The organism is Paraburkholderia sp. BL25I1N1 (assembly GCF_003002025.1).
GTDB lineage: Bacteria > Pseudomonadota > Gammaproteobacteria > Burkholderiales > Burkholderiaceae > Paraburkholderia.
The window spans coordinates 16,624-39,516 of sequence record NZ_PVZB01000023.1 but is presented as its reverse complement, the minus strand read 5'-3'; the positions used below and the strand labels follow the sequence as shown (position 1 = coordinate 39,516).

20 protein-coding genes are annotated in these 22,893 nt (G+C 64.4%); 16 read left to right on the top strand and 4 right to left on the bottom strand.

The features are described from left to right. The first annotated feature begins 27 nt into the window (after nt 1-27). Entirely contained in the window at nt 28-468 is a 441-nt protein-coding gene (aroQ, locus tag B0G73_RS29240) for a type II 3-dehydroquinate dehydratase (protein WP_106284655.1), read from the top strand. Nucleotides 469-528: 60 nt separating this feature from the next. On the opposite strand, the gene B0G73_RS29235 is transcribed toward aroQ, so the two are convergent. Next, complete coding sequence (locus B0G73_RS29235; RefSeq protein WP_106284654.1) at nt 529-1,617, bottom strand: hypothetical protein; 1,089 nt, start codon at nt 1,615-1,617, stop codon at nt 529-531. Between the two features lie 193 nt (nt 1,618-1,810). On the opposite strand from B0G73_RS29235, the gene B0G73_RS29230 reads away from it, so the two are divergent. The 3 genes from B0G73_RS29230 to B0G73_RS29220 all read left to right on the top strand — a co-directional run bounded on the left by B0G73_RS29230 (nt 1,811) and on the right by B0G73_RS29220 (nt 4,684). Further along, nucleotides 1,811-2,716, top strand: coding sequence for a LysR family transcriptional regulator (locus B0G73_RS29230; protein ID WP_106284653.1), 906 nt, complete (start codon nt 1,811-1,813; stop codon nt 2,714-2,716). A gap of 137 nt (nt 2,717-2,853) precedes the next feature. Continuing rightward, nucleotides 2,854-3,525, top strand: a complete 672-nt coding sequence (locus tag B0G73_RS29225; protein ID WP_106284652.1) for an HAD family hydrolase — start codon at nt 2,854-2,856, stop codon at nt 3,523-3,525. Between the two features lie 19 nt (nt 3,526-3,544). Further along, nucleotides 3,545-4,684: a DSD1 family PLP-dependent enzyme gene (locus tag B0G73_RS29220; RefSeq protein WP_106284651.1), complete on the top strand. Its 1,140-nt coding sequence runs from the start codon at nt 3,545-3,547 to the stop codon at nt 4,682-4,684. Between the two features lie 223 nt (nt 4,685-4,907). Here the strand turns inward: B0G73_RS29220 and hpaR are convergent, their stop codons facing one another. Next, a complete protein-coding gene (hpaR, locus tag B0G73_RS29215) occupies nt 4,908-5,315 on the bottom strand; it encodes a homoprotocatechuate degradation operon regulator HpaR (RefSeq protein WP_106284650.1) in 408 nt (135 codons plus the stop codon). 180 nt (nt 5,316-5,495) lie between these two features. Here hpaR and B0G73_RS29210 point away from each other — a divergent pair, with 180 nt between their 5' ends. The 7 genes from B0G73_RS29210 to hpaI all read left to right on the top strand — a co-directional run bounded on the left by B0G73_RS29210 (nt 5,496) and on the right by hpaI (nt 11,525). Continuing rightward, nucleotides 5,496-6,272 (top strand): fumarylacetoacetate hydrolase family protein, encoded by a 777-nt coding sequence (locus B0G73_RS29210; RefSeq protein WP_106284649.1) that lies wholly within the window; start codon nt 5,496-5,498, stop codon nt 6,270-6,272. Continuing rightward, nucleotides 6,269-7,027: a fumarylacetoacetate hydrolase family protein gene (locus tag B0G73_RS29205; RefSeq protein ID WP_106284648.1), complete on the top strand. Its 759-nt coding sequence runs from the start codon at nt 6,269-6,271 to the stop codon at nt 7,025-7,027. Before B0G73_RS29210 ends, B0G73_RS29205 begins: the two co-directional genes overlap by 4 nt. Before the next feature lie 33 nt (nt 7,028-7,060). Next, a complete protein-coding gene (hpaE, locus tag B0G73_RS29200) occupies nt 7,061-8,518 on the top strand; it encodes a 5-carboxymethyl-2-hydroxymuconate semialdehyde dehydrogenase (RefSeq protein ID WP_106284647.1) in 1,458 nt (485 codons plus the stop codon). Between the two features lie 71 nt (nt 8,519-8,589). Next, nucleotides 8,590-9,453: a 3,4-dihydroxyphenylacetate 2,3-dioxygenase gene (hpaD, locus tag B0G73_RS29195; RefSeq protein ID WP_106284646.1), complete on the top strand. Its 864-nt coding sequence runs from the start codon at nt 8,590-8,592 to the stop codon at nt 9,451-9,453. A gap of 21 nt (nt 9,454-9,474) precedes the next feature. Then, nucleotides 9,475-9,876, top strand: a complete 402-nt coding sequence (locus B0G73_RS29190) for a 5-carboxymethyl-2-hydroxymuconate Delta-isomerase (RefSeq protein WP_106284645.1) — start codon at nt 9,475-9,477, stop codon at nt 9,874-9,876. 20 nt (nt 9,877-9,896) lie between these two features. Beyond that, nucleotides 9,897-10,700: a 2-oxo-hept-4-ene-1,7-dioate hydratase gene (hpaH, locus tag B0G73_RS29185; protein ID WP_106284644.1), complete on the top strand. Its 804-nt coding sequence runs from the start codon at nt 9,897-9,899 to the stop codon at nt 10,698-10,700. 21 nt (nt 10,701-10,721) lie between these two features. Further along, entirely contained in the window at nt 10,722-11,525 is an 804-nt protein-coding gene (hpaI, locus tag B0G73_RS29180; protein ID WP_106284643.1) for a 4-hydroxy-2-oxoheptanedioate aldolase, read from the top strand. 54 nt (nt 11,526-11,579) lie between these two features. Here hpaI and B0G73_RS29175 read toward each other — a convergent pair whose 3' ends face one another. Continuing rightward, complete coding sequence (locus B0G73_RS29175; RefSeq protein ID WP_106284642.1) at nt 11,580-13,913, bottom strand: bifunctional diguanylate cyclase/phosphodiesterase; 2,334 nt, start codon at nt 13,911-13,913, stop codon at nt 11,580-11,582. A 130-nt stretch (nt 13,914-14,043) separates the two neighbouring features. Next, nucleotides 14,044-15,189, bottom strand: a complete 1,146-nt coding sequence (locus tag B0G73_RS29170) for a GGDEF domain-containing protein (RefSeq protein WP_106284641.1) — start codon at nt 15,187-15,189, stop codon at nt 14,044-14,046. A gap of 557 nt (nt 15,190-15,746) precedes the next feature. On the opposite strand from B0G73_RS29170, the gene bcsD reads away from it, so the two are divergent. From bcsD to bcsB, 5 genes are all read left to right on the top strand, one after another. Further along, nucleotides 15,747-16,202, top strand: a complete 456-nt coding sequence (gene bcsD / locus B0G73_RS29165) for a cellulose biosynthesis protein BcsD (protein ID WP_106284640.1) — start codon at nt 15,747-15,749, stop codon at nt 16,200-16,202. 193 nt (nt 16,203-16,395) lie between these two features. Further along, the gene (gene bcsP / locus B0G73_RS29160; protein ID WP_106284639.1) at nt 16,396-17,319 is read left to right on the top strand and encodes a cellulose biosynthesis protein BcsP; all 924 of its coding nucleotides are present in this window, start codon (nt 16,396-16,398) and stop codon (nt 17,317-17,319) included. Then, complete coding sequence (bcsQ, locus tag B0G73_RS29155; protein WP_106284638.1) at nt 17,316-18,104, top strand: cellulose biosynthesis protein BcsQ; 789 nt, start codon at nt 17,316-17,318, stop codon at nt 18,102-18,104. The genes bcsP and bcsQ overlap by 4 nt, the downstream gene beginning before the upstream one ends. After that, entirely contained in the window at nt 18,101-20,305 is a 2,205-nt protein-coding gene (bcsA, locus tag B0G73_RS29150) for a UDP-forming cellulose synthase catalytic subunit (protein ID WP_106284637.1), read from the top strand. Before bcsQ ends, bcsA begins: the two co-directional genes overlap by 4 nt. A 3-nt stretch (nt 20,306-20,308) precedes the next feature. Next, complete coding sequence (gene bcsB, locus B0G73_RS29145) at nt 20,309-22,885, top strand: cellulose biosynthesis cyclic di-GMP-binding regulatory protein BcsB (protein ID WP_106284636.1); 2,577 nt, start codon at nt 20,309-20,311, stop codon at nt 22,883-22,885. Nucleotides 22,886-22,893: the final 8 nt, after the last annotated feature.

Genomic DNA, 22,893 nt, shown 5'->3' with positions numbered 1-22,893 from the left:
CTGAATCCACTGCTCCAGGGACATCCCATGAAAACCTTCGTGATGCTTCACGGCATCAACCACAATATGTTCGGCAAGCGCGATCCCGCGCAATACGGCACCGTGACGCTGGCCGAAATCGACAGCAGTCTGCAGGCATTGGGCAAGGAACTAGGCGTCCTGGTCGAGAGCTTTCAGACCAACAGCGAAGCCGCCATGTGCGAACGCATCCACCAGGCTTTCACGGACAATGCGCACGGCGTCATGATCAACGCCGGCGCGTGGACGCATTACAGCTACGGCATTCGCGATGCGCTGGCGATCCTGACGGTACCAGTGGTAGAGGTCCACATGTCGAACATCCATGCGCGCGAAGCATTCCGGCACGTGTCTGTGTTCGCGGAAGTCGTCAAAGGGCAGATTTGCGGCTTTGGTGCGGACAGTTATTTGCTGGGGTTGCGGGCGGCTGTATCGGCGGCGGCCGCTTAAACAACGGTGCTTTTGCGTCGCCGCGCTCGGGGTCGTTCACCGTGCGCGGCGAATGCTCCATCAGCGCCATGCGTCGGTCAGTTCGTTGGCCAGCACCATCTTTTCGCGGATCACTTCGACAAAGCCGGCGTCCGCGCCACCCTGTGCCTTGAGGAATTTGAGCGCGGCGGAATGCACGGCACGCATCGCCCTTCCGTCGATGCCGCTCATGCGCGCCGCACCGCGCCGCGTCTCATCCACCAGATCGCGCGCGCTGCTGAAGTCGGGCGATAAGCCGCTCTGCGCTTCGAACGCCGCGCGCAAACCCGCCGCATAGTCACGCGATATTCCGAGCCGGTCCATGTCGATCAGCAGATCGACGCCGCCCGCCATGCGCAATGCACACAGAATCCACAACGCAACGAACGCCCGATACGCGTTATTGCCTTCGGCCGTGCGCGCATACTGCTCGCAGGCCATTGCATAAGCGTCATCCGAAGTGGGCGCGGCGGGCGGCAAGCTCACGCCGCAAATCTCGATGGCCTGCCTGACTAGCGGGTCCGCCTGATTCAACCCCAGCACCCGAAACGGCGCGGCCACGAAAAACGGATTGCTCCATTGCCGGCCAAGCAGCCACCCCGAAGCGAACTGCGACGCGGGATTTCGCAGCACACCCACATGCATGGCCAGCGGAAAAGCTTGTTTCAGCCACGGCAGCCGGCCGGACGAACGGCAAAATTTGAAGACCGGCACGCTGCCTTGTTCGGTGGCGCGCTCGCAAAGATTGCGTAAATAGGCCTGCAGTGCGGGAAATTCCGCGTCCGGTACGCTAGCGAAGCGATCAAGGCTGAACCCCCGGCGGTAACCGTCCACACCGCGAGCGCCGTCGCGCAAAAACGGGCGATATTCGTCGAAATACGGCGCGTCGAGCGGCGGGTGTCCCGACGTCAGCGTGGGGCGCGACGCGGACACATCGGCAAGGCTCAGGTCCGCGAGCACGTTGCTGAGCGGTTCATAAAAGGCGGTCACGGTGTCGAGTTCGCGCAGTCGCGACCAGACCCACGTTCCCGCACTACGCCAGCCTGTATGCAGAAATACAGCCTGTTTCAAGGCGCTGTTCCGCGCGGCATCGTTTGACGGGTCATGCGGCGACCCATAGGACAACGGCATGTGGACTTCTCTTCAATGAAAGGTAATCGGCGCAAGCGTCTACTTTAGCGGCGCGCGCCGCCGCCTGCGTGACAGAAGCATCACTTTACCTTGCAAGCGGCACCGCGTTCGCCGGCGCGCGTGTCAACCCGAACTGGAAACGCCAGTCCAAACACTTTAAGCTGCCAGTCTTCCGAACCAAAACGCCGCTCATATGAACGATTCGGCCGATATCCGCTTCCTGTTGACGCTGCGCGAAAGCGGCAGCCTGGTCGCCGCGGCGCGCAAGCTGGGGCTGTCGCCCTCGGCGGTCACGCAGCGTCTTCAGCAACTGGAAAAGAAACTGGGCGCGCAACTGGTGAACCGTACGGCACGCCGCCTGCAGTTCACGGACGAAGGCACGCTGCTGTGCGAACGGGGTGCCGACCTTGTCCAGCAGTTCGACGCGCTGTTCGAAGATCTGCAGATGCGCCGCGGCGGACTCGTCGGCACGCTGAAGATCAACGCGCCGCTGGGGTTCGGACGGCGGCATCTCGCACCCGCGATTGCCGATTTCCAGCAGCGGCATCCGGATGTCGACGTTGCGCTCACGCTTTCCGACAAGCCGCTGACCGAGACGATGGATCGCTTCGATATCGTCGTGCACATCGGCGAACTGCCGGTGTCGAATCTGATCGGCTACACGATTGCGCCGAATGCGCGCTTCGTCTGCGCGGCGCCCGCGCTGATCAAGCGAATCGGCACGCCGGAATCTCCGGATGAATTGAGCAAACTGCCCTGCATCGTGCTGCGCGAGAATAACGAAGATGTCTCGCTGTGGCAGTTCAGCAAGGGCCGCACGCGCCGCAGCGTGAGGGTGTCCGCTCATTTGAGTTGCAACGACGGTGACGTGATCCGCCAGTGGGCATGCGAAGGACGCGGCGTGATCCTGCGCTCCGAATGGGACGTGGCCGAAGATATCGCGAAGGGCAAGTTGGCCCGTCTGCTGCCCGGCTGGAAAGCGCCGGATGCCGACGTCATGGCGCTTACACATCAACGAGCGGGCCTGCCGGCACGCACTCGCCATTTCATGCAGTATCTGCAAAGCAGGTTCAGGCCGCAGCCGCCGTGGCGGCGATGAATGTTCAAAACCAACTCCGGCGCAGTTGCAAAACGGATCATTCAATCTGACCGAATCTATGAGTTAGCCAATCTGAACGTCAAGCCACCGGTGAAACTTTATAATCAGTTCACCGTCCGCTGCTGGTCAAATCGATCATGACTCTTGCCTCCGTGCCTGCCGCCTATCCCAAAGCCGTCCTGTTCGATCTGCTGACCGCCCTGCTCGACTCGTGGACCTCATGGAATCGCGCGGCCGGTTCCGAGCAGGCGGGCCGGACATGGCGCGCCGCGTATCTGCGGCTGACCTACGGCTGCGACTCATACACTGCGTACGAACAACTGGTGCGCGAAGCCGCCACCCAGGTGGGCCTGCCCGAATCCGCTGCGCTGGCGCTCGAAGCGGACTGGCCGATGCTCACGCCGTGGAGCGGCGCCCTCGACGCACTGCAAACGCTCGCACCGCATTGCAAGCTGGCGGTCGTCACCAACTGCTCGACGCGCCTCGGCACACAGGCGGCACACCTTTTGCCGGTCCGCTGGGATGCGATCGTCACCGCCGAAGAGGCCGGCATGTACAAACCGGACCCGCTGCCTTACCGCCTCGCGCTCGACAAACTCGGCGTGCAAGCTCACGAAGCGGCGTTCGTGGCCGGCTCCAGCTACGACATGTTCGGCACCGCCGCCATCGGCATGCGGACGTATTGGCACAACCGCGTCGGCCTGCCGCTCGTAGCCGGCGCGCAGCCGCCCGAGATCCAGTCCGCGACGCTGGACTCGCTCGTTCCGTGGCTCGCTCGATTTGGCACTAGCCAGCATGACCACGCATAACCCCGTTTCCGGTGAAAGCATGAAACTCGACCAGATTGAAACCCCCGCCGCGTTGATCGACATCGCACGGATGCAAAGGAACATCGCGCGGATGCAAGGGCGTATGAACACGCTCGGTGTCGCGTTTCGTCCGCACGTGAAGACCACCAAATGCATCGACGTGGTCCGCGCGCAGATCGCTGCCGGCGCGCGCGGCATCACGGTGTCCACATTGAAGGAAGCCGAGGCGTTCTTCGCCGCCGGCGTCGACGACATTCTTTACGCCGTCAGCATGGCCCCGTCGAAGCTGCCAAGAGCGCTCGCGCTGCGCCGCCAGGGCTGCAATCTGAGGCTCGTGGTCGACAATCCGACGGCCGCCTCGGCCATTGCCGCATTCGGCGATCAGCACGGCGAAACCTTCGAGGTGTGGATCGAGGTGGATACGGACGGGCACCGCTCAGGCATTACACCGGAGCAGGACACACTGCTCGAAGTCGGCCGGATTCTGCATGAGAACGGTGTGAAGGTGGGCGGCGTGATGACCCACGCCGGTTCGAGCTACGAGCTCGATACGCCCGAAGCACTCGCCGCGCTCGCTGAGCAGGAACGCGCCGGCTGCGTGCGCGCCGCGCAGCGGCTGCGCGAAGCCGGCATTGCTTGCCCGGCTGTCAGCGTCGGTTCGACGCCAACGGCCCTCGCTGCCACGCAGTTGGAGGGTGTCACGGAAGTACGCGCCGGCGTGTACGTGCTGTTCGACCTCGTCATGCACAACGTCGGCGTGTGCGCGCTCGACGACATCGCGCTCAGCGTGCTCGCCACCGTGATCGGTCATCAGGCGGACAAGGGCTGGGCGATTCTCGACGCGGGCTGGATGGCGATGAGCCGGGATCGCGGTACTTCGAAGCAGTCGCACGATTTCGCCTACGGCCAGCCGTGCCTCTTGAACGGCACGCCGCTGTCCGGCTACGTGGTCAGCGGCGCCAATCAGGAGCACGGCATCCTCTCGCCGACAGCGGACAGCGCGCAGGCCCACGACGATGTCACGCAGCGCTTCCCGATCGGGATGAAACTGCGCATTCTGCCGAATCACGCGTGCGCTACCGGCGCGCAATTTCCCGAGTATCACGCGGTGGCGCCGGACGGCAACAGCGTGGAGTGGCGGCGCTTTCAGGGCTGGTGAAGCAGGAGGCGCCAGCGCATGACACCTCTATTGCGCAGCGCCGAGGGTGCGATCAAGCTCTACGGCGACGGCCGCTCCACAAGGAAGTCGCATAACGCATGACGATTTCGCCCACCATCGTGCTCGACTATCCGCGTTGCGCGTACAAGGAGCGAGGCATGCACGACAACGCGGCGAACACCGCGACACCCGACTCGCGCCGCTAAGCCGCTAAGCCGCCACATCACTCCTCCTCTTCCTCCAGCCCCGCCAGCAGATCGTCCACCGCGCGATACACGCGCTCGACGATCTCCGGTCCCACCTTGCGCTCCAGCTCGCGGTAATGCACTTCGAGATCCTTCGAAATCACGCGCACCAATTCCGCGCTCGTGTCCGTCAGCGACACCAGCACGCGCCGCTGGTCTTCGGCGAACCGCTCCTTGGTCACCAGTTCAATGCTCTCCATGCGCGCGAGCACGCCGGCCATGCTCGGGCTCGAAATCGTGCAGATATCGGAGATGTGACGTGGTTCCATCGGGCCGTGCTCATTGAGCGCGCGAATCACGCGCCACTGCTGTTCGGTCAACCCATGCGCGGTAATCAGCGGACGAAACCGCTCCATCATTTTTTCTCTGGCGCGCAGCAACAGCATGGGCAGGTTGCGGTGCAAAACTCGGGTCGATGCGGAAGCGGACATGTTGGAAGATGATTTAAATGCAGCCGTGGAAGCTTAAGGGAAAACCCGCGATCAGCCGACAGGCTATTGACCATGGATGATATCAAGCGCAATACTACTAACATGTTAGTGTTTTTGCCGAGAGACAGCTAATTTATGTTTGCACTTGCCGATCATCTGCTGCATCCCGAGGGCGAGGCGCTGCCGCGCGACGTGGATGCGCGCGCCGCGGCCGCGCTGCTCGCACGCGGCACGGCCTGCCGCGCGCCGGTTCGCGGCGCTGTCTATGGAACCTTGCTGAACGACCGCGCCGCGCTCGCGGCGCTGGGCGACGCGGTGCACGCCGCGCCGTATAAAGCACCGCCACAAGCGCCAGTGCTTTATCTGAAGCCGCGCAATACGCTGGCCGGGCATCGCGCGCGGGTCGTCGTGCCGAACGACGCGTTGGGCGTGGAAGTCGGCGCGTCGCTCGGCATTGTGATCGGCCGCACTGCAACACGGGTCAGCGTGGCCCAGGCGTTCGACTATGTCGCCGGCTACACGCTGGTCGCCGATCTCAGCGTGCCGCATGCGAGCGTGTACCGGCCGTCGGTGCGATTCCGGGCGCGCGACGGCTTCTGCGTCGTCGGACCCGCCGTGGTTGCGTCGCATCATGTTGCGACGCCGGATAACCTGGCGATCCGGGTTCAGCTCGGGTCACGGGACGCATTCACGGCGAGCACCGCGTCGTCGGTACGCAAGGTCGCGCAATTGCTCGCGGACGTCACCGATTTCATGACGCTCAGCGCGGGCGACGTCATCACGCTCGGCGTGCCGCACGGTTCGCCTGTCGCGCACATCGGCGACACGGCCAGGCTGTCGATCGGCGCCATGCCGCCGCTCACGGTATCGTTCGTCGGCGCCGAAGAAGAACAAGAAGGAGCACAGCCATGATGCGCGGCCGCGTTGCGTATGCAGGCGCGATTCACGAAGCCTATCCCGACGCCAACGGCGTGCGTCTCGCCGATGGCCGCGTGCGTCGGGAAAATGAATTGGTATGGCTCGCACCGATCGAAGTCGGCACGATCTTCGCGCTCGGCCTGAACTATGCCGAGCATGCGAAGGAATTGCAGTTCAGCAAGCAGGAAGAGCCGCTCGTGTTCCTCAAGGGACCGGGCACGGTGGTCGGCCATCGCGGCGTGACGCGCCGCCCCGCCGACGTCGCCTTCATGCACTACGAGTGCGAACTGGCGGTGGTGATCGGGCAAACCGCGAAGAACGTGAAGCGCGACAACGCCATGCAGCATGTGGCGGGTTACATGATTGCGAACGACTACGCGATCCGCGACTACCTGGAAAACTATTACCGCCCCAACCTGCGCGTGAAGAATCGCGACGGCGGCACGGTGCTGGGCCCCTGGTTCGTCGACGCCGCCGACATCGAAGACGTGACGCAACTCGAATTGCGCACCTTCGTGAACGGCACGCGTCAGCAACACGGCAACACGCGCGATCTCGTCACCGGCATTCCGGCGCTGATCGAATACCTGAGCAGCTTCATGACCCTCGCGCCCGGCGACGTGATCCTGACCGGCACGCCGGAAGGCATCGTCAACGTCGATGCGGGCGACGAAGTGGTCTGCGAAATCGACGGTCTGGGCCGTCTCGTCAACACGATTGCATGCGACGCGGACTTCAACCGCGCCTGATCGACAGCGAGAGAAACAGAAAAGGACACAGCAATGCGAATCGAGCATCTGATCAACGGTAAAGCGAGCGCGGCGAAAGACTACTTTGAAACGGTCAATCCGGCCACGCAAGAGGTACTCGCCGAAGTCGCGCGAGGCGGCGCGGAAGAAGTCGACGCCGCCGTGCGCGCCGCCAAAGACGCATTTCCCGCATGGGCCGCCAAGCCCGCGGCGGAACGCGCGAAGCTGGTGCGCAAGCTCGGCGAACTGATCGCGAAGCACGTGCCGGAGATCTCCGAGACCGAAACGAAAGACACCGGCCAGACGATCTCGCAAACGCGCAAGCAACTCGTGCCGCGCGCCGCCGACAACTTCAGCTATTTCGCCGAGATGTGCACGCGTGTGGACGGCCATACGTACCCGACCGACACGCATCTGAACTACACGCTGTTCCATCCGGTCGGCGTGTGTGCGCTAATCTCGCCGTGGAACGTGCCGTTCATGACGGCCACATGGAAAGTCGCACCCTGTCTCGCGTTCGGCAATACCGCTGTATTGAAGATGAGCGAACTCTCCCCGCTGACGGCCTCCATGCTCGGCAAGCTCGCGCTCGAAGCCGGCATTCCGGCCGGCGTGCTGAACGTGGTGCACGGTTTCGGCAAGGACACCGGCGAGCCGCTGGTCGCGCATCCGGACGTGCATGCCGTGTCGTTCACGGGCTCGACGGCGACCGGCAACCGCATCGTGCAAACCGCGGGGCTGAAGAAGTTTTCGATGGAACTCGGCGGCAAGTCGCCATTCGTGATTTTCGACGACGCCGATTTCGAACGCGCGCTCGACGCCGCCGTCTTCATGATCTTCTCGAACAACGGCGAACGCTGCACGGCGGGCTCACGCATTCTCGTGCAACGCGGAATTTACGCGCGCTTTGCCGAGCGTTTCATCGAGCGTGCGAAGCGTTTGACGGTGGGCGATCCGCTGTCCGACAGCACCATTGTCGGCCCCATGATCAGTCAGGGCCATCTGGCGAAGGTGCGCAGCTATATCGAACTCGGGCCGAAAGAAGGCGCGACGCTCGCGTGCGGTGGCCTCGACATGCCGGAGTTGCCCGAGGCCATGCGCAAGGGCAACTTCGTGCAGCCCACTGTATTCGTCGATGTCGACAACCGCATGCGCATCGCGCAGGAAGAGATTTTCGGCCCGGTCGCCTGCCTGATTCCGTTCGACGACGAAGCCGACGCGATCAAACTCGCCAACGACATCTCCTACGGCCTGTCGAGTTATATCTGGACCGAGAACACGGGTCGCGCATTGCGCGTCGCCGCCGCCGTCGAAGCCGGCATGTGCTTCGTCAACAGCCAGAACGTGCGCGATCTGCGCCAGCCGTTCGGCGGCACCAAGGCATCCGGCGTGGGCCGCGAAGGCGGCACGTGGAGCTATGAAGTGTTTCTCGAACCGAAGAATGTTTGCGTCTCGCTAGGCTCGCATCACATTCCGCGCTGGGGCGCTTGAGTCATTAATACGCTTCGTGCGCCAAGGCTTCGTGCCCCGTGCGGAGCAGCCACACCGAACAGGAGACCGCGATGGGCAAACTCGCGCTGGCAGCAAAAGTGACGCACGTCCCGTCGTTATATCTGTCCGAACTCGACGGTCCGCATAAAGGCTGCCGTCAGCCGGCTATCGACGGCCATCATGAAATCGGCCGGCGCTGCCGCGAACTCGGCGTCGATACGATCGTCGTGTTCGACGTGCATTGGCTCGTGAACAGCGAATACCACATCAATTGCGCGCCGAAGTTCGAAGGCGTCTATACGAGCAATGAACTGCCGCACTTCATCAAGAACATGCCGTACGCGTATCCGGGCAATGTCGAACTCGGCAATCTGATCGCGGAAGTCGCCAACGAAATGGGCGTGAAAAGCCGCGCGCACAGCGAGACCACGCTCGAACTCGAATACGGCACGCTGGTGCCGATGCGTTATATGAATGGCGATCAGCATTTCAGGACCGTCTCGGTGGCGGGCTGGTGCATGTGGCACGACCTCGACACCAGTGCGCGCTTCGGCCTCGCGGTGCGCAAGGCCATCGAGGAGCGTTATGACGGCACCGTGGCTATTCTGGCGAGCGGCTCGCTCAGCCACCACTTCGCCAACAACGGCACGGCCGAGCAGTTCATGCACAAGGTGTGGAGTCCGTTTCTCGAACAGATGGACCGCAAGGTGGTCGAGTTGTGGGAAGCCGGCGATTGGAAGACCTTCTGCGAAATGCTGCCGCTCTACAACGAAAAATGCTGGGGCGAAGGCGGCATGCACGACACCGCGATGCTGCTCGGCGCGCTTGGCTGGGACCGTTACGACGGCAAGGTGGAAGTCGTCACGCCGTATTTCGGCAGTTCGGGCACCGGCCAGATCAACGCGATCTTCCCGGTTACGCCGCTACCCGCCTGAATACCCGTCAAGGAGTTCACCGTGCCGCATCTGACTCTCGAATACAGCGCCAATCTCGCCGCTGAAGAAAGCATCGGCCAACTTTGCCGGGCCCTCGCGCAGTGCCTCGACGCGCAACGCGAGAACGAACAGCGCATCTATCCGTTGGGCGGCATCCGCGTGCGCGCGTTGCGGTGCGAACAGTACTGCATCGCCGACGGCCGCGCCGACGCCGCGTTCCTGCACGCGAACCTGAAGATCGGCGCGGGCCGCTCCGAAGCGGCAAAAAAGGCCACCGGCGACGCGCTATTCGCGCTGATCAAGCAGCACTTCGCCACGGAATTCGAACAACACGGGCTGGCGTTATCGCTGGAAATCAATGAATTCAGCGAAGCCGGTACGTGGAAACATAACAACCTGCACGCGCGCCTGAAGGCTGAATAGCGGCACTGAGAGAATCCATCATGCTAGACGAACAGACGATCCGCGAACTCGCGGCACAACTCGACCACGCCGAGAAAACGCGCACCCAACTGCGCCACTTCTCGGCCGCTTATCCGCAGATGACCGTGCAGGACGGCTACGCGATTCAACGCGAGTGGGTCAAGCTCAAGCTCGCCGAAGGCCACGTGATCAAGGGCCGCAAAATCGGCCTCACCTCGCGCGCGATGCAGCGCTCGTCGCAGATCGACGAACCCGACTACGCGCCGCTGCTCGACAGCATGTTCATCGAAAACGGTCAGGACATTCGCGCCGACCGCTTCATTGCGCCGCGCGTGGAAGTGGAACTGGCGTTCGTGCTGAGCAAGCCGTTGAAGGGTCCGGGGGTCACGCTATTCGATGTGCTGGACGCGACCGCTTACGTGACGCCGGCCGTGGAAATCATCGACGCGCGCATCGAACAGTTCGACCGCGAAACCAAAGCGCCGCGCAAGGTCTACGACACGATCTCCGACTTCGCGGCGAACGCGGGCATCGTGCTGGGCGGCCGGCCCGTGCGTCCGCTAGACGTCGATCTGCGCTGGGTCGGCGCGTTGCTCTACAAGAACGGCACCGTCGAAGAAAGCGGTCTCGCGGCCGCCGTGCTGAATCATCCTGCCACCGGTGTGGCCTGGCTCGCCAACAAGATCGCGCCATACGATGAATCGCTCAACGCAAACGACGTGATTCTGAGCGGCTCGTTCACCAGTCCGGTCACCGCGCGCGCAGGCGACACTTTCCACGTCGACTACGGCCCGCTGGGCGGCATCGGTTTGAATTTCATCTGAACTCATTTGAGCCGACACGACATGTCTCTCCCGCAGAACCCATTCAAGCGCGCGCTCGCCGAAGGCAACCCGCAATTCGGCCTGTGGGCCGCGCTCGCCGACGCCTACGTGACCGAGTTGCTGGCCACCGCCGGCTTCGACTGGCTGCTGATCGACAACGAGCATGCGCCCAACGACGTGCGCAGCACGCTCGCGCAATTGCAGGCGGTGGCCGCATATGCGTCGCATCCGGTAGTGCGTCCGGTGCGCAGCGATAGCGCGCTGATCAAGCAATTGCTCGACATCGGCGCGCAGACCCTGTTGCTGCCGATGATCGACACCGCCGGGCAGGCCGCCGACGCGGTCGCGGCCACCCGTTATCCGCCGCAAGGCATTCGCGGCGTGGGCAGTGCGCTGGCGCGCGCATCGCGTTGGAACCGGATACCGGATTACCTGAACACGGCCGCGGACGAGTTGTGCGTGCTGGTGCAGGTGGAAACCGTGCAGGGCATGGCGAATCTGCCGGCGATCGCGACGGTGGACGGCGTCGACGGTGTGTTTTTCGGCCCATCGGACCTCAGCGCGTCGATGGGGCTGCTCGGCAAACCCGGTCATGCCAGCGTGCGCGAAGCGATTCGCGACGGCATCCAGAGCGTGCTGCGCGCGGGCAAAGCGGCCGGCGTGCTCGCGCCCGATCCCGCGATTGCCGCCGACTACCTCGAAGCGGGCGCGACTTTTGTGGCGGTCGGCACGGACACGGGTTTGCTGAGCCGCGCGGCGGCCGACCTGGCGGCGTCGTATAAAAAGTCTGCGACGATGGCGGCATCGCCCAAGGGCGGGTACTGACCCGACCCGTTCAGCGCGAACATGCAGGGCCGCGCCAAGGGAAAAAGGAAACGCCTATTCCCCCGCGGGCCAAGGCAAGCCCGGCGCCGACCAGTCCAGTTCCACCCCGATCACGGACCGCTCGGTGGCGAACTGCAGCGCCAGCGTCACCGCGATACACGGCCGGCCGCTCGCCAGCGAAAGATAAGGATTGCTCGACACCGCCGCGCCCGGCAGCAATACCGCGTTACGAAAATACGGCCGATGATCCCAGCGCGCATCGCGCGGATTCGCCACGGGTTGCAGCGAGGCCCCGTCCGCGCTCCATGCCGGCCCCTGCACCTCATGCCCGATCTGCCTGCCCGCGTCGTCGAGAATGAAACAGCTGACGCAGCGCTCGAACCTCGCCAGTTGAGCGAACGCATCGTCCATGGCCACACCGGCCAGCAAGGCGTCGGCAGCGAGCCGCAAGGCAACCCGGTAGGGCTCCACTTCGGTTTCGAACAACGCATGCTGATGCGCCCGCCCTTGCGCGATCACATCGAAAGCCTCATCGATGCGCCGGTGCACTGACTCCGGCGGCGCGATCTCTTTGGCCGGCCGCCCCAGCAGATAACCCTGCGCGAAATCCACATTCGATTCCACGGCGAGAATCAGTTCTTCCGCGGTCTCCACGCCTTCGACGACCACCAGCATCCCCGCCAGATGCAGCAACGAAACCAGTTTCGGCAGAATCGGCTGCTCGGTGCCGTGGCCCGTCGCGCGAATCAGCTCGCCGTCGAGCTTGACGAGGTCCGGGCGGATCCTGAGCAGCCGGTCGAGATTCGACTGGCCGGCGCCGAAATCGTCGACGGCGATCAGGAAACCGTGCTGGCGATACAGCGCCGCCGCCCGCGACATGTCGTCGACGCTGCCGCCGTGCGATTCGAGAATCTCCAGAACCACGCGCTCAGGTTCGAGTCCCACCGCCCGCACGATTTTCGCCAGCTGATCGGCGTAGCCTTCCGCGATGAACGTGGCCGGCAGAATGTTGAGGAAGAGCCACGCGTCGTCCGGCAGCGACTGGCGCGCGCCGGCCAGATGCACAACGTGACTGGCGCGGTCGAGCGCGCCTTCGTCGCTCGAAGGCCGGGGGGCGAACAGCACTGCAGGCAGCACCAGCGTGCCGTCCTCCTGCTCGCCGCGCAGCAAGGCCTCGAAGCCCACCTGCTTCTGATGCGACAAACTGTAGAGCGGCTGAAAATGCGACGTGAGGTAGTACTCCTCCCAACGGTGCCGCCGCACGAGCGATCCGCCTTCGTCGGATCCGTCGTCGGCCAGCAGTTGCAGCGCCTCGCGCGGCAGCGCGCGCTCCGCGCATACCCGGTTTCTGCCGGAATGCTTGGCGCGCAGCAAGGCTTCGTCGGCGCGATCGAGCAGCACCATGATGCTTTCGCCGCTGCGGTGCTCGGCCACGCCGAAGCTCGCGGTGAGGCGGCCGTCCGGCCGCTCGATCGCGGCGATCGCCTGGCGCAGCCGTTCAGCCACATGAAGCGCGCCCGTGAGACCGTCGCCCAGCAGCAGCGCGAATTCCTCGCCGCCGATCCGGCTCACGCTGTCGTCCGCGGAGACCTCTTCCATCAGCACCTGGGCGACCTGGTACAGCGCGTGGTCGCCGACCGCATGGCCGAAGCGGTCGTTCAGGGATTTGAAGTTGTCGATGTCGAGAAAGATCGCGCTGACCCGCGTATCCGGCGTGACACTGTCGAGGCGGCGCTCGGCCTGCTTGACGAACGCGCGGCGGTTTTGCAGGCCGGTCAGCGGGTCAGTTGCGGCGAGTTGCGCGAGCTGGCTTTCCAGCAGAAAGTGGCTGCGGCGAAACCGGTAGAAGCCGAAGTGAAACACTGCGGAAGTCGGCACGCCGATCGCCACGATCCACATCCACACCACCGTAGCGACGTCATGCGTCAGCGGCGCGCCGAACAGCAGCGCGAACGCCGTGGCATAGAAGAGCACGCTGCCGGTGACGAAGTGCGTCGGCGTGAGCCATAGCGGCGCGGCGCAGATCGGTATCACGACCATGGCGGGCAGCGTCCACAGCAACGGCTGCGCCACGCCGACGACGTTCATCGCCATGCCCGCCACCAGCACCTGCAAGTACGCAACGCCGATCAGGCCGAAGCTCCACGTCGACTTGGCGCGCGGAATCGCCAGCACCAGCAAGGCGAGCAGCAGCGCACACGTGAGCCGGTAGGCGAGCGGCGCAGCCGGGCCATCGACCAGACTGCGCGCCCCGACGAAGCACAGGAACGCGACCACGGTGAATGCCATGGTCACGGTGGACAGCGGACGCTGGTGCTCGAGCGAGCGCCGGTGGAAGCGATCGCGCAATCCGGCGTCGGACTGGTGCTGCGTTGCGGTGGAAAGCATATTGATAGATATCAGCCTGGTTCCGGTCACTCTGCCAATGGATATCGGCAAATGTCTGACAAATATTTATGCCTTCCCTACAAATAGAAAAGATTTCTCCTTTCGCGCCCTCTGCTTTCCGCTCTACGCTCTACGCCGCCATCACGCGATTGCGGCCGGACGCCTTGGCGGCATACAGCGCGCCGTCCGCGCGCGCCATCAGCTGGGCGAGCGATTCATCGCGCCGAAACTGATCCACACCGACGCTGAAGGTGTACCGCAGCCCACGCGGCAACTCGTCCGGCGCGGCCCCGGCCAGGCGGCTACGCAGACGGTCGAGCAGGCTCACTGCTTCGGCGGCGCTGGTGGCCGGGCACAGCACGCCGAATTCCTCGCCGCCCAGCCGGCCGAACACATCGCCGACTCGCAGGTTGCCGGCGACGAAGGTTGCGAAGTGCTTCAGCACCTGGTCGCCCGCGGCGTGGCCGTAGTTATCGTTGACGGCCTTGAACGAGTCGATGTCGATGATCGCCAGCGCCACCGGCGAGCGGGTACGCAGCGACGCGCTCAGCAGCGCGTCGCCGATTGCCAGAAACGCGCGGCGCGACAGCGCGCCGGTCAGGTCGTCGACGTTGGCCAGCCGTTCGAGCCGCTCGGCGAGGCGGTCGTGCGCCAGCATCACCACGCCGATCGAAAGACAGGGCGGCGCAAGAATGCCCAACGCGAGAAAAATGATGTTGGACGGCGACACTTGCATCAGGCTGCTTTGCGTCATGAGACCGAAGCCGTACATGAGCCCGCGCGACGCATGCCCGGCGCACAGCAGCATTGCTGCCACCGCGAGGAAATAGTAGCTATAGCGCGGCCGGTTCGCGGGACGGCCGCGCAGCATGAGCGCGGCGAGCGCGGCATATAACGCCGCGTGAAACGCCGACACCAGCGCGACGCGCGCATTGAAGTCCGGCGCGGCGAAGGTCCAGTACGAGATGCCGAGCAGCACGGCGACAAGGCCGACGTAAGCCGGCCACGGTCGCACGCGGCGCCCTAGAAAGCGACAACAGCCTTCGACTACGAGCAGCAGCGAAGCAGCCAGCAACACGTTGGACGCCACGAAGGTCAGCCAGCGCGACCCATGGCCTTGCAACGCGAAAGCCAGCAACGCGACGATTGCGATCGCATTGGCCGAGATCCAGTAACCGACACCTGGGATCGCCGCGCGCCACAACGAACCGAGCACGGCCATCGCCATGGCGCTCGACAACACGGTGACCAGAAGAATACTGAGTGGATTGAGCATTGCAGTGAAAGTGAATCAAACGGCATCGTCGGCATTCGCCACGTACGCCCGTTCGTTTTGCGCGCGCACCTTGATACAAGTCCGCAAGCTTAGCGGCTCGGACAAAAAGTGGGCGTGCAAGGGCTCCGAAAGATTCAGAAAGAATTTCCGCAGGAGGACGATCACAACGGCTTCGCAATCGCGAAACGTTGCATTTATCACGAAACCGAAAATGCTAAATCACCTGGCGAGTCCAGCCGTTAATACAGCCATGACGGACACATTCTTACCGGCCCTCCATGATGGCTCAGCCCACGCGCGATTCAAGCAGCAAAAATTACTTAATCCAGAATGCATCCACCGCAATCGATTGCGCGTATAAACAGACGAATGGAAAGTGGCCAAAAGTTAGTGTCTTAAGTAGACTGCTTCGAAGTGTGGTGGACAGACTAGACAGCCCGGTAAAATTAACCTAGGCCGCGTGCAATACGCAATTTCCCGCAAGACTTCTTCTTTTCACCCGGTCGTGGCATCTAATTTTGTTAAGCAGTCGAAGCAACGGCCATTTCCCGGAAAACATGGTCCCCATTCTCGATTACCTGCTGGAACGCCAAATCTCACCGCAGTGGCGCGGCATGCTCACCGCCTTGGCCACCGAGTTCGAAGCGCAGATCGGTCGCGACGAACTGCGTCAGCTGATGCATCGCGTCGGCAGCCGGTTTGCCGCGGCGCATCCGTTGCCCGCGTGCGACTCCACCGCCGAACTCGCACGGACCTTGAATCAGTACTGGCATGAAATGGATTGGGGCTACGTCGAGTTGGCGGACGAACCCGAGTCGCTGCGCATCGTCCACTACTGCGCGCCGTTGCAGGCATTCGGCGGCGCGGCGCTTGCATGGACGCCGGCGTTTCTCGAAGGCGTGTATCAGAGCTGGTTGAGCGCGCTGGGCGCGCAAGGTTTGTCGGTCGCGCAAACGAGCGGGTACAGCGAGGACACCGCGATCGAATTTCGTCTGGGCCGTCATCCGGTTTGAACGCCGCACGGTGATGAACATGTGGCCCAGCCAGGTGGGCCGCGTGTGTAAATGGACACAGTTGCAATGGGCAGTAGAGGAACGCGCCAGACCGGTGCGCGTGAAGTGGCAGAACAGGCAGGACCGGCGTTTCAGGGCCGCGAACGCAAGTCAGGATCGGGGCAAGGGTAGGCATGAATAAGACGGCGGCACTATGAGCTCATCGAGCGACATCGAGAAACTTTTCGATCATTTTGGCGGCGACGCCAATGCGTACCAGGAAATCGGCCGCGAGAACGAAGCGCGTTCGGCGCGCACCCGTTGGCCGTTATTAGTGACGCTCGATCTGACCCAGCCGACGATTCCCGCCATCGGGCAGCATCGCGAGGCGAAGCCTCAGTCGCAGGCGGTCGAGGCGGCGGTGGCCGTCGATCGTCAGGACATCACGCCAAAAGATGCGGCCTCTGTCACGCGCGCGAAGGCGCCGCTGTTCACGCGTTCGCATCGGCGGGATATTCCGCCGGTCGCCGTGGCCGCGCCGGTGAATGGGCCGAAGGGCGCGTCGCGCTTCGGCGAACTCGAGTCGAAAAGCGACGCGACGCCGCCAGCGGCGGTTGGCGCTGTCCGGGTGGAAGCCGTCGCGCCGGTGGCTGCGCAAGCCGCGCCCGCGCCTCAGGCTCCGGTTCAAAGCACGCCGGCTGCGACTCCGTTCGCTTCGGCTGCGAGTCCGGCACGGACAGCGCCGCTCGCTCCCGTGCCTCACGCCGCGCAACCGGTTTCCATGCCGCCGGCGATCCCGCTGCGGCCGCCGGTGATGCAAGCGGTCGCGGCCGCGCCGAACTGGGCGCAGACCCCGGCACCCGCGCGCGCTTATGCGAGCACGACCGCGCCTCTCGCTGCACCCACCGCTCCGACGCAACCCGCTTCGATCCTCGGCAAGCTCTTCGCGCCGGAGCACGCATTCGCGTCCGCGCCGCCGCAACCGGCCAAGGCCAGCGACGCATCCGCGCCATTGCAGTCGGTCTTCGACCGTTTGCGCGGCACCCCCGCTCAAGCCGCAGCACCGGCCGGCGCCACGCGCGCCGCCGCGCCCGCCACCCCCAACTCGTGGCTGATCAACGGCCCTCGTCGCTCATGAAAGTCATCGCGGTGGTGTCCGCCAAAGGCGGTGTCGGCAAGACCACTCTTGCCGCCAATCTGGCTTCGGTGCTGGCCTCTGGCGGCCGGCGTGTGATCGCGCTCGACCTCGACCCGCAGAACGCCCTGCGTCTGCACTTCGGCGTGCCGCTCGACAGCATCGACGGTCTGTCGCGCGCCACGCTAACGGGCGACCCGTGGCAATCCGTGATGTTCGACGGCGTCGACGGCGTGACCGTGCTGCCCTACGGCGCGTTGCTCGAAGACGACCGCCGCCGCTTCGAAGCGCATATCGACCAGTATCCGCGCTGGCTCGCGCAGTCGCTGCAGAACCTGCGCCTCGACGCCTCCGACATCGTGATCATCGACACGCCGCCGGGCTCGTCCACGTATGTCCGCACGGCCCTGACGGCGGCCACCTTCACGCTGAACGTGGTGCTCGCCGACGCCGCGTCATACGCCGCGATTCCGCAGATGGAGCGGCTGATCGCAGCCTACGCGGCGCCGCGCGCCGAATTTGGCGGCGAAGGCTATGTGGTCAACCAGATCGACCAGTCGCGCCAGTTGACCAAAGACGTGCTCAAGGTGCTGCGTCAGATGCTCGGCACCAAACTGTTCCCCGGCGTGATCCATCTGGACGAAGGCGTGAGCGAAGCGCTCGCGTGCGACACCACGCTGATTCACTACGATCCACTCAGCCAGGCGGCCGCCGATTTCAAGTCGTGCGGCGCATGGCTGCTGGCGGCGCTCGACGCGATCGCCATCTCGCCGAGGAACGTCGCATGAGCACGTCTCCAGCGCCGGGCCTCGAGCCCGCCGAATCGTCGCGGCTCGATCGTTTCGTCGACGCGCGCTTCTGGAACAGCCGCATCGTCACCGGACTCGTCACGCTGTTCGCGCTGGTGATGCTGTACTTCGTATTCACGGTGCCGCTCGCCTTCTACGAACAGTTGACGTTCGCGACCTGCTGCTTCGTGACCGCGCTGATGTTCCGCCGCCTGCAAGGCCGTTACGCGACGATGGTGATGATCATGCTCTCGGTGGTGACGTCAGGCCGCTATATGTTCTGGCGCCTGACCGCGACCACCTACTGGGAGCATCCGCTCGACGCCGGCTGGGGCCTGCTGCTGGTCTCCGCCGAAGTGTATTCGACCATCGTGCTGCTGCTCGGCTATTTCCAGACCGCGTGGCCGCTCAAGCGCACGCCGATGCCGCTGCCCGCTTCGCGCGACCAATGGCCGACCGTCGACGTGTTCATTCCGACCTACAACGAGCCGCTCTCGGTGGTAAAGCCGACCATCTACGCCGCGCTCGCGCTCGACTATCCGGCCGAGAAGATTTCGATCCACGTGCTCGACGACGGCCGCCGCCCCGAGTTCAAGGCGTTCTGCGAAGAGGTCGGCGTCAACTGGACGATCCGCACGCACAACCGCCACGCGAAAGCCGGCAACATCAACGAAGCGCTGAAGATCACCAGCGGCGAATACCTCGCGATCTTCGACTGCGATCACATTCCGACCCGCTCGTTCCTGCAAATCGGCCTCGGCTGGTTCCTGCGCGACAAGCTGCTGTCCATGCTGCAAACGCCGCACCACTTCTTCTCCGCCGACCCGTTCGAACGCAATCTCGGCACCTTCCGCAAAGTGCCGAACGAAGGCGAGCTGTTCTACGGCCTCGTGCAGGACGGCAACGATCTGTGGAACGCCACCTTCTTCTGCGGCTCGTGCGCGCTATTGCGCCGGACCATGGTCGAGGAGATCGGCGGTATCGCGGTCGAGACCGTGACTGAAGACGCGCACACCGCCTTGAAGCTGCACCGTCTCGGCTACACCACCGCGTATCTGGCGATTCCGCAGGCCGCGGGGCTGGCCACGGAATCTCTGTCCGGCCACATCGGCCAGCGGATTCGCTGGGCGCGCGGCATGACGCAGATTTTCCGCATCGACAATCCGCTCACCGGCAAGGGCCTCAAAATCGGCCAGCGCCTGTGCTATCTGAATGCGATGATGCACTTCTTCTACGGCATCCCGCGTCTGGTGTTTCTCACCGCGCCGCTGTCGTATCTGTTTTTCGGCGCGCACGTGATCGAAGCCGCCGCCGGCACGATCGCAATTTACGCGCTGCCGCACATGATGCACGCGAGCATCACCAACTCGCGCATGCAGCGCTCGTTCCGCCATTCGTTCTGGGCCGAAGTCTATGAGTCGGTGCTGGCCTCGTACATCACCGCACCGACGCTACTCGCGCTGATCAACCCGAAGCTCGGCAAGTTCAACGTGACGGCCAAGGGCGGCCAGATCGAGAAGAACTATTTCGACTGGGCGATCTCGCGGCCCTACCTGTTCCTGCTGTTGCTGAACCTGATCGGCTTCTGCGTGGGCGTCGCGCACATCTACTTTAACTGGCATGTGCGCAGCGTGGTGCAGACCACTATCCTCAACCTCGGCTGGACCACGTACAACATGCTGATTCTCGGCGCGAGCGTGGCCGCCGCGAGCGAGCGCAAGCAGATTCGCGCGGTGCACCGCGTGGCGATGCAGATGCCCGTCATGCTGAAGTTTTCGACCGGCCGCACGCTCGCCTGCGAAACCATCGACTACTCGGAAGGCGGCGTGGGCGTGGCGCTGCCCGCCGCGATCCAGGTCCCGATGCACGAACGCGTGACCGTCTCGCTGTTTCGCGGCGACGAGGAATATGCGTTCCCCGCGACCGTCGGCTTTACCGCCCCGGGCCGCGTGGGCCTGCGCTTCTCCACCATGACGCGCGAGCAGGAGTACGAGTTCGTCAAGACCACCTTTGCACGCGCCGACGCCTGGACCGGCTGGGCGGAAGGACGGCAGCAGGACACGCCCCTGCGCGGCCTGTCGCATGTGCTGACGGTGGGCGCGCGCGGTATCGCGGGTCTGTTCGAGCATCTTTATGCCGACCTTCGCAGCTCGATGAAAAGCCGTCCAATGGACGTCAAGAAGCTAAAAACGAAAGACTGATCTATGCGCAACTGGATGGCGAAGGGCAACATCGAACGCTCGAATCACGAGCGCAGTGGGTCCGGATTGAGCATGCATCGCGTGGCACGCCCCGGCTCGCATCGGCTGATGCGCGGCCTCGCGTGCTGGCTGGCGTTGCAGACGGCGCTGGCCGCGCCGCTCGCCTCGGCGGCTGAAGTCGTGGCGGCGGCTGCCGGCGGTGCAAACCCGACGGGCGCCGGGCAGAGTGCGGCGGGCTCCGTTCAGAGCAAGCCGGTTGCGCCGAATGTGCCGACTGCGACCGGCGCCGGCACTGCGAGCGCGCCGGGTCCGGCCGTGCCCTACGATCCGAACGCGCTGGCGCAGCCGCAACTGGCGACGCCGACGCCGGCGCTCGCCGCGTCGTCGGTCAAAGCGTTGGGCGTCAGGACGCCGACCACCGCCGAGCCGGGCACGCTGGTGCCGGGCGGCCGGCGTCAGACGCTGACCTTCGCCGATCTCGGCGCGCTCGACCCGCTGCAATTGCGCGGCACCGACGGCCAGAACGGCGTGGCGTTTTCCGTGCGCGGCGACGAAGTGGTGACGGGCGCGGTCCTGCATCTGGTGTATAGCTACTCGCCCGCGCTGCTCGCGAATATCTCGCAGCTCAAGGTGCTGGTGAACGGCGAAGTTGCCGCCACCCTGCCCGTGCCGCACGAACAGGCCGGCATGCTGGTGGCGCGCGACGTCTCGATCGATCCGCGCTTCATCACTGAGTTCAACCATCTGAATGTGCAACTGATCGGCCATTACACGACGAGTTGCGAAGACCCGGCCAACTCGTCGCTGTGGGCCACGGTCAGCAATGCGAGTTCGCTCGATCTGACTTACGCGTCGCTCGCCAGCAAGCCAGATCTGGCCGCGTTGCCGGCGCCGTTCTTCGATCGACGCGATGTGCGCCGTCTCGAGCTGCCGTTCGTGTTCCCGCAGAAACCGGGCAATGCCACGCTCGAAGCCGGCGGCATCGTGGCGTCGTGGTTCGGCGCGCTCGCCGGTTATCGCGGTGCGGTGTTTCCGGCGCAACTGGATAACGCGCCGCTGTCGGGCAACGCCGTCGTATTCGCGACTTCGGATCAGCGTCCGGCCGGCATCAATATTCCGGCCATCTCCGGCCCGACCATCGCGGTGGTCGATCGCGAAGCGCCGGCGCGCGGCAAACTGCTGCTCGTGCTCGGCCGCACCGAGGCCGAACTTAAAACCGCCGCGAAATCGCTCGGCATCGGCCAGAACACCTTGACCGGCCCGAGCGCGACCATCACTCAACTGAACGAGCTCGCGCCGCGCGCGCCGTACGACGCGCCGAACTGGCTGCCCACCAATCGTCCGGTGCGCTTCGGCGAACTCACCGATCCGCGCGATCTGACGGTGTCCGGTTACGACGCCGACGCCGTGCGCGTGAATCTGCGCGTGCCGCCCGATCTGTTCATGTGGCACACCAAGGGCGCGCCAATCGATCTGCGCTACCGCTACACGGTGCGTCCGCTGCGCGACCGCTCGTCGCTGAACGTGAGCGTGAACAACGGCTTCGTGCAGGCGCTGCCGATTCCCGCCGAATCCGCGTCCGTGTTCGAGCTGAGCCATTACTTCGCCACCGTGCTGCCGGACAAGACCGCCGAAGCGCGTCGCACGCTGCACATTCCGCCGCTGCTGCTGACGCCGCGCGCCCAGGTGCGCCTGCACTTCTTCTACGACATTCCGAATACCGGCGAATGTCATGGCCGTCTGCTCGACAACGTGGTCGGCGCGATCGATCCGAACTCGACCATCGACCTCTCTTCATTCCCGCACTACATGGCGCTGCCGGATCTGGCCGCGTTCGCCAATAGCGGCTTCCCGTTCACGCGCATGGCGGACCTTTCCGAGACCGCCGTGATCCTGCCGAACGACGCCGATTCGAGCGACTACAGCCTGTTTCTGCTGACCATGGGCCGCATGGGCACCTCGACCGGCTATCCGGTGACGGGCGTCACAATCGGCACCGCCGACGACGCCGACAAGTTCGCCAACAAGGACCTGCTGATTTTCGGCGCGCCGGGCAAGCAGCCGTTGTTGCAGCGCTGGGCCAAGTCGATGCCGTTCTCCAGCGACGGCGACTCGCGCACCTTCCAGCTCACCGACATCGTCTTCAAGCTCGAGGACTGGTGGCACGGCGAACGCGGCGTGGAGCGCACGCCGGCGCGCGCCGATCTGACTCTGGTGAGTTCGAACGGCGACGCGTTGCTGACCGGGTTCGAATCGCCGCTGCAGAAGAACCGTAGCGCGGTGGCGCTGGTGAGCGCGGCCGGCCAGTCGGACGCCGACCTGTCCGCGGCGCTGCTCGACTCCGACGTGCTGCCGCAGATTCAAGGCGCGATGGCCGTGACCCATGGCCGCACCGTCACCATCACCTCGAACGGCGAAGCGTATTACGTCGGCCATCTGTCGCCGCAGGAGTATCTGCGCTGGGCGCTGTCGTCGCATCCGCTGCTGTTGATGCTGGGCGGCGTGCTCGCCGCGCTGATCATCGCGGGCCTGTTCTACCGGACGCTGCGCTCGATCGCCGCGCGCCGCCTGAGGGACTAATAGGACTG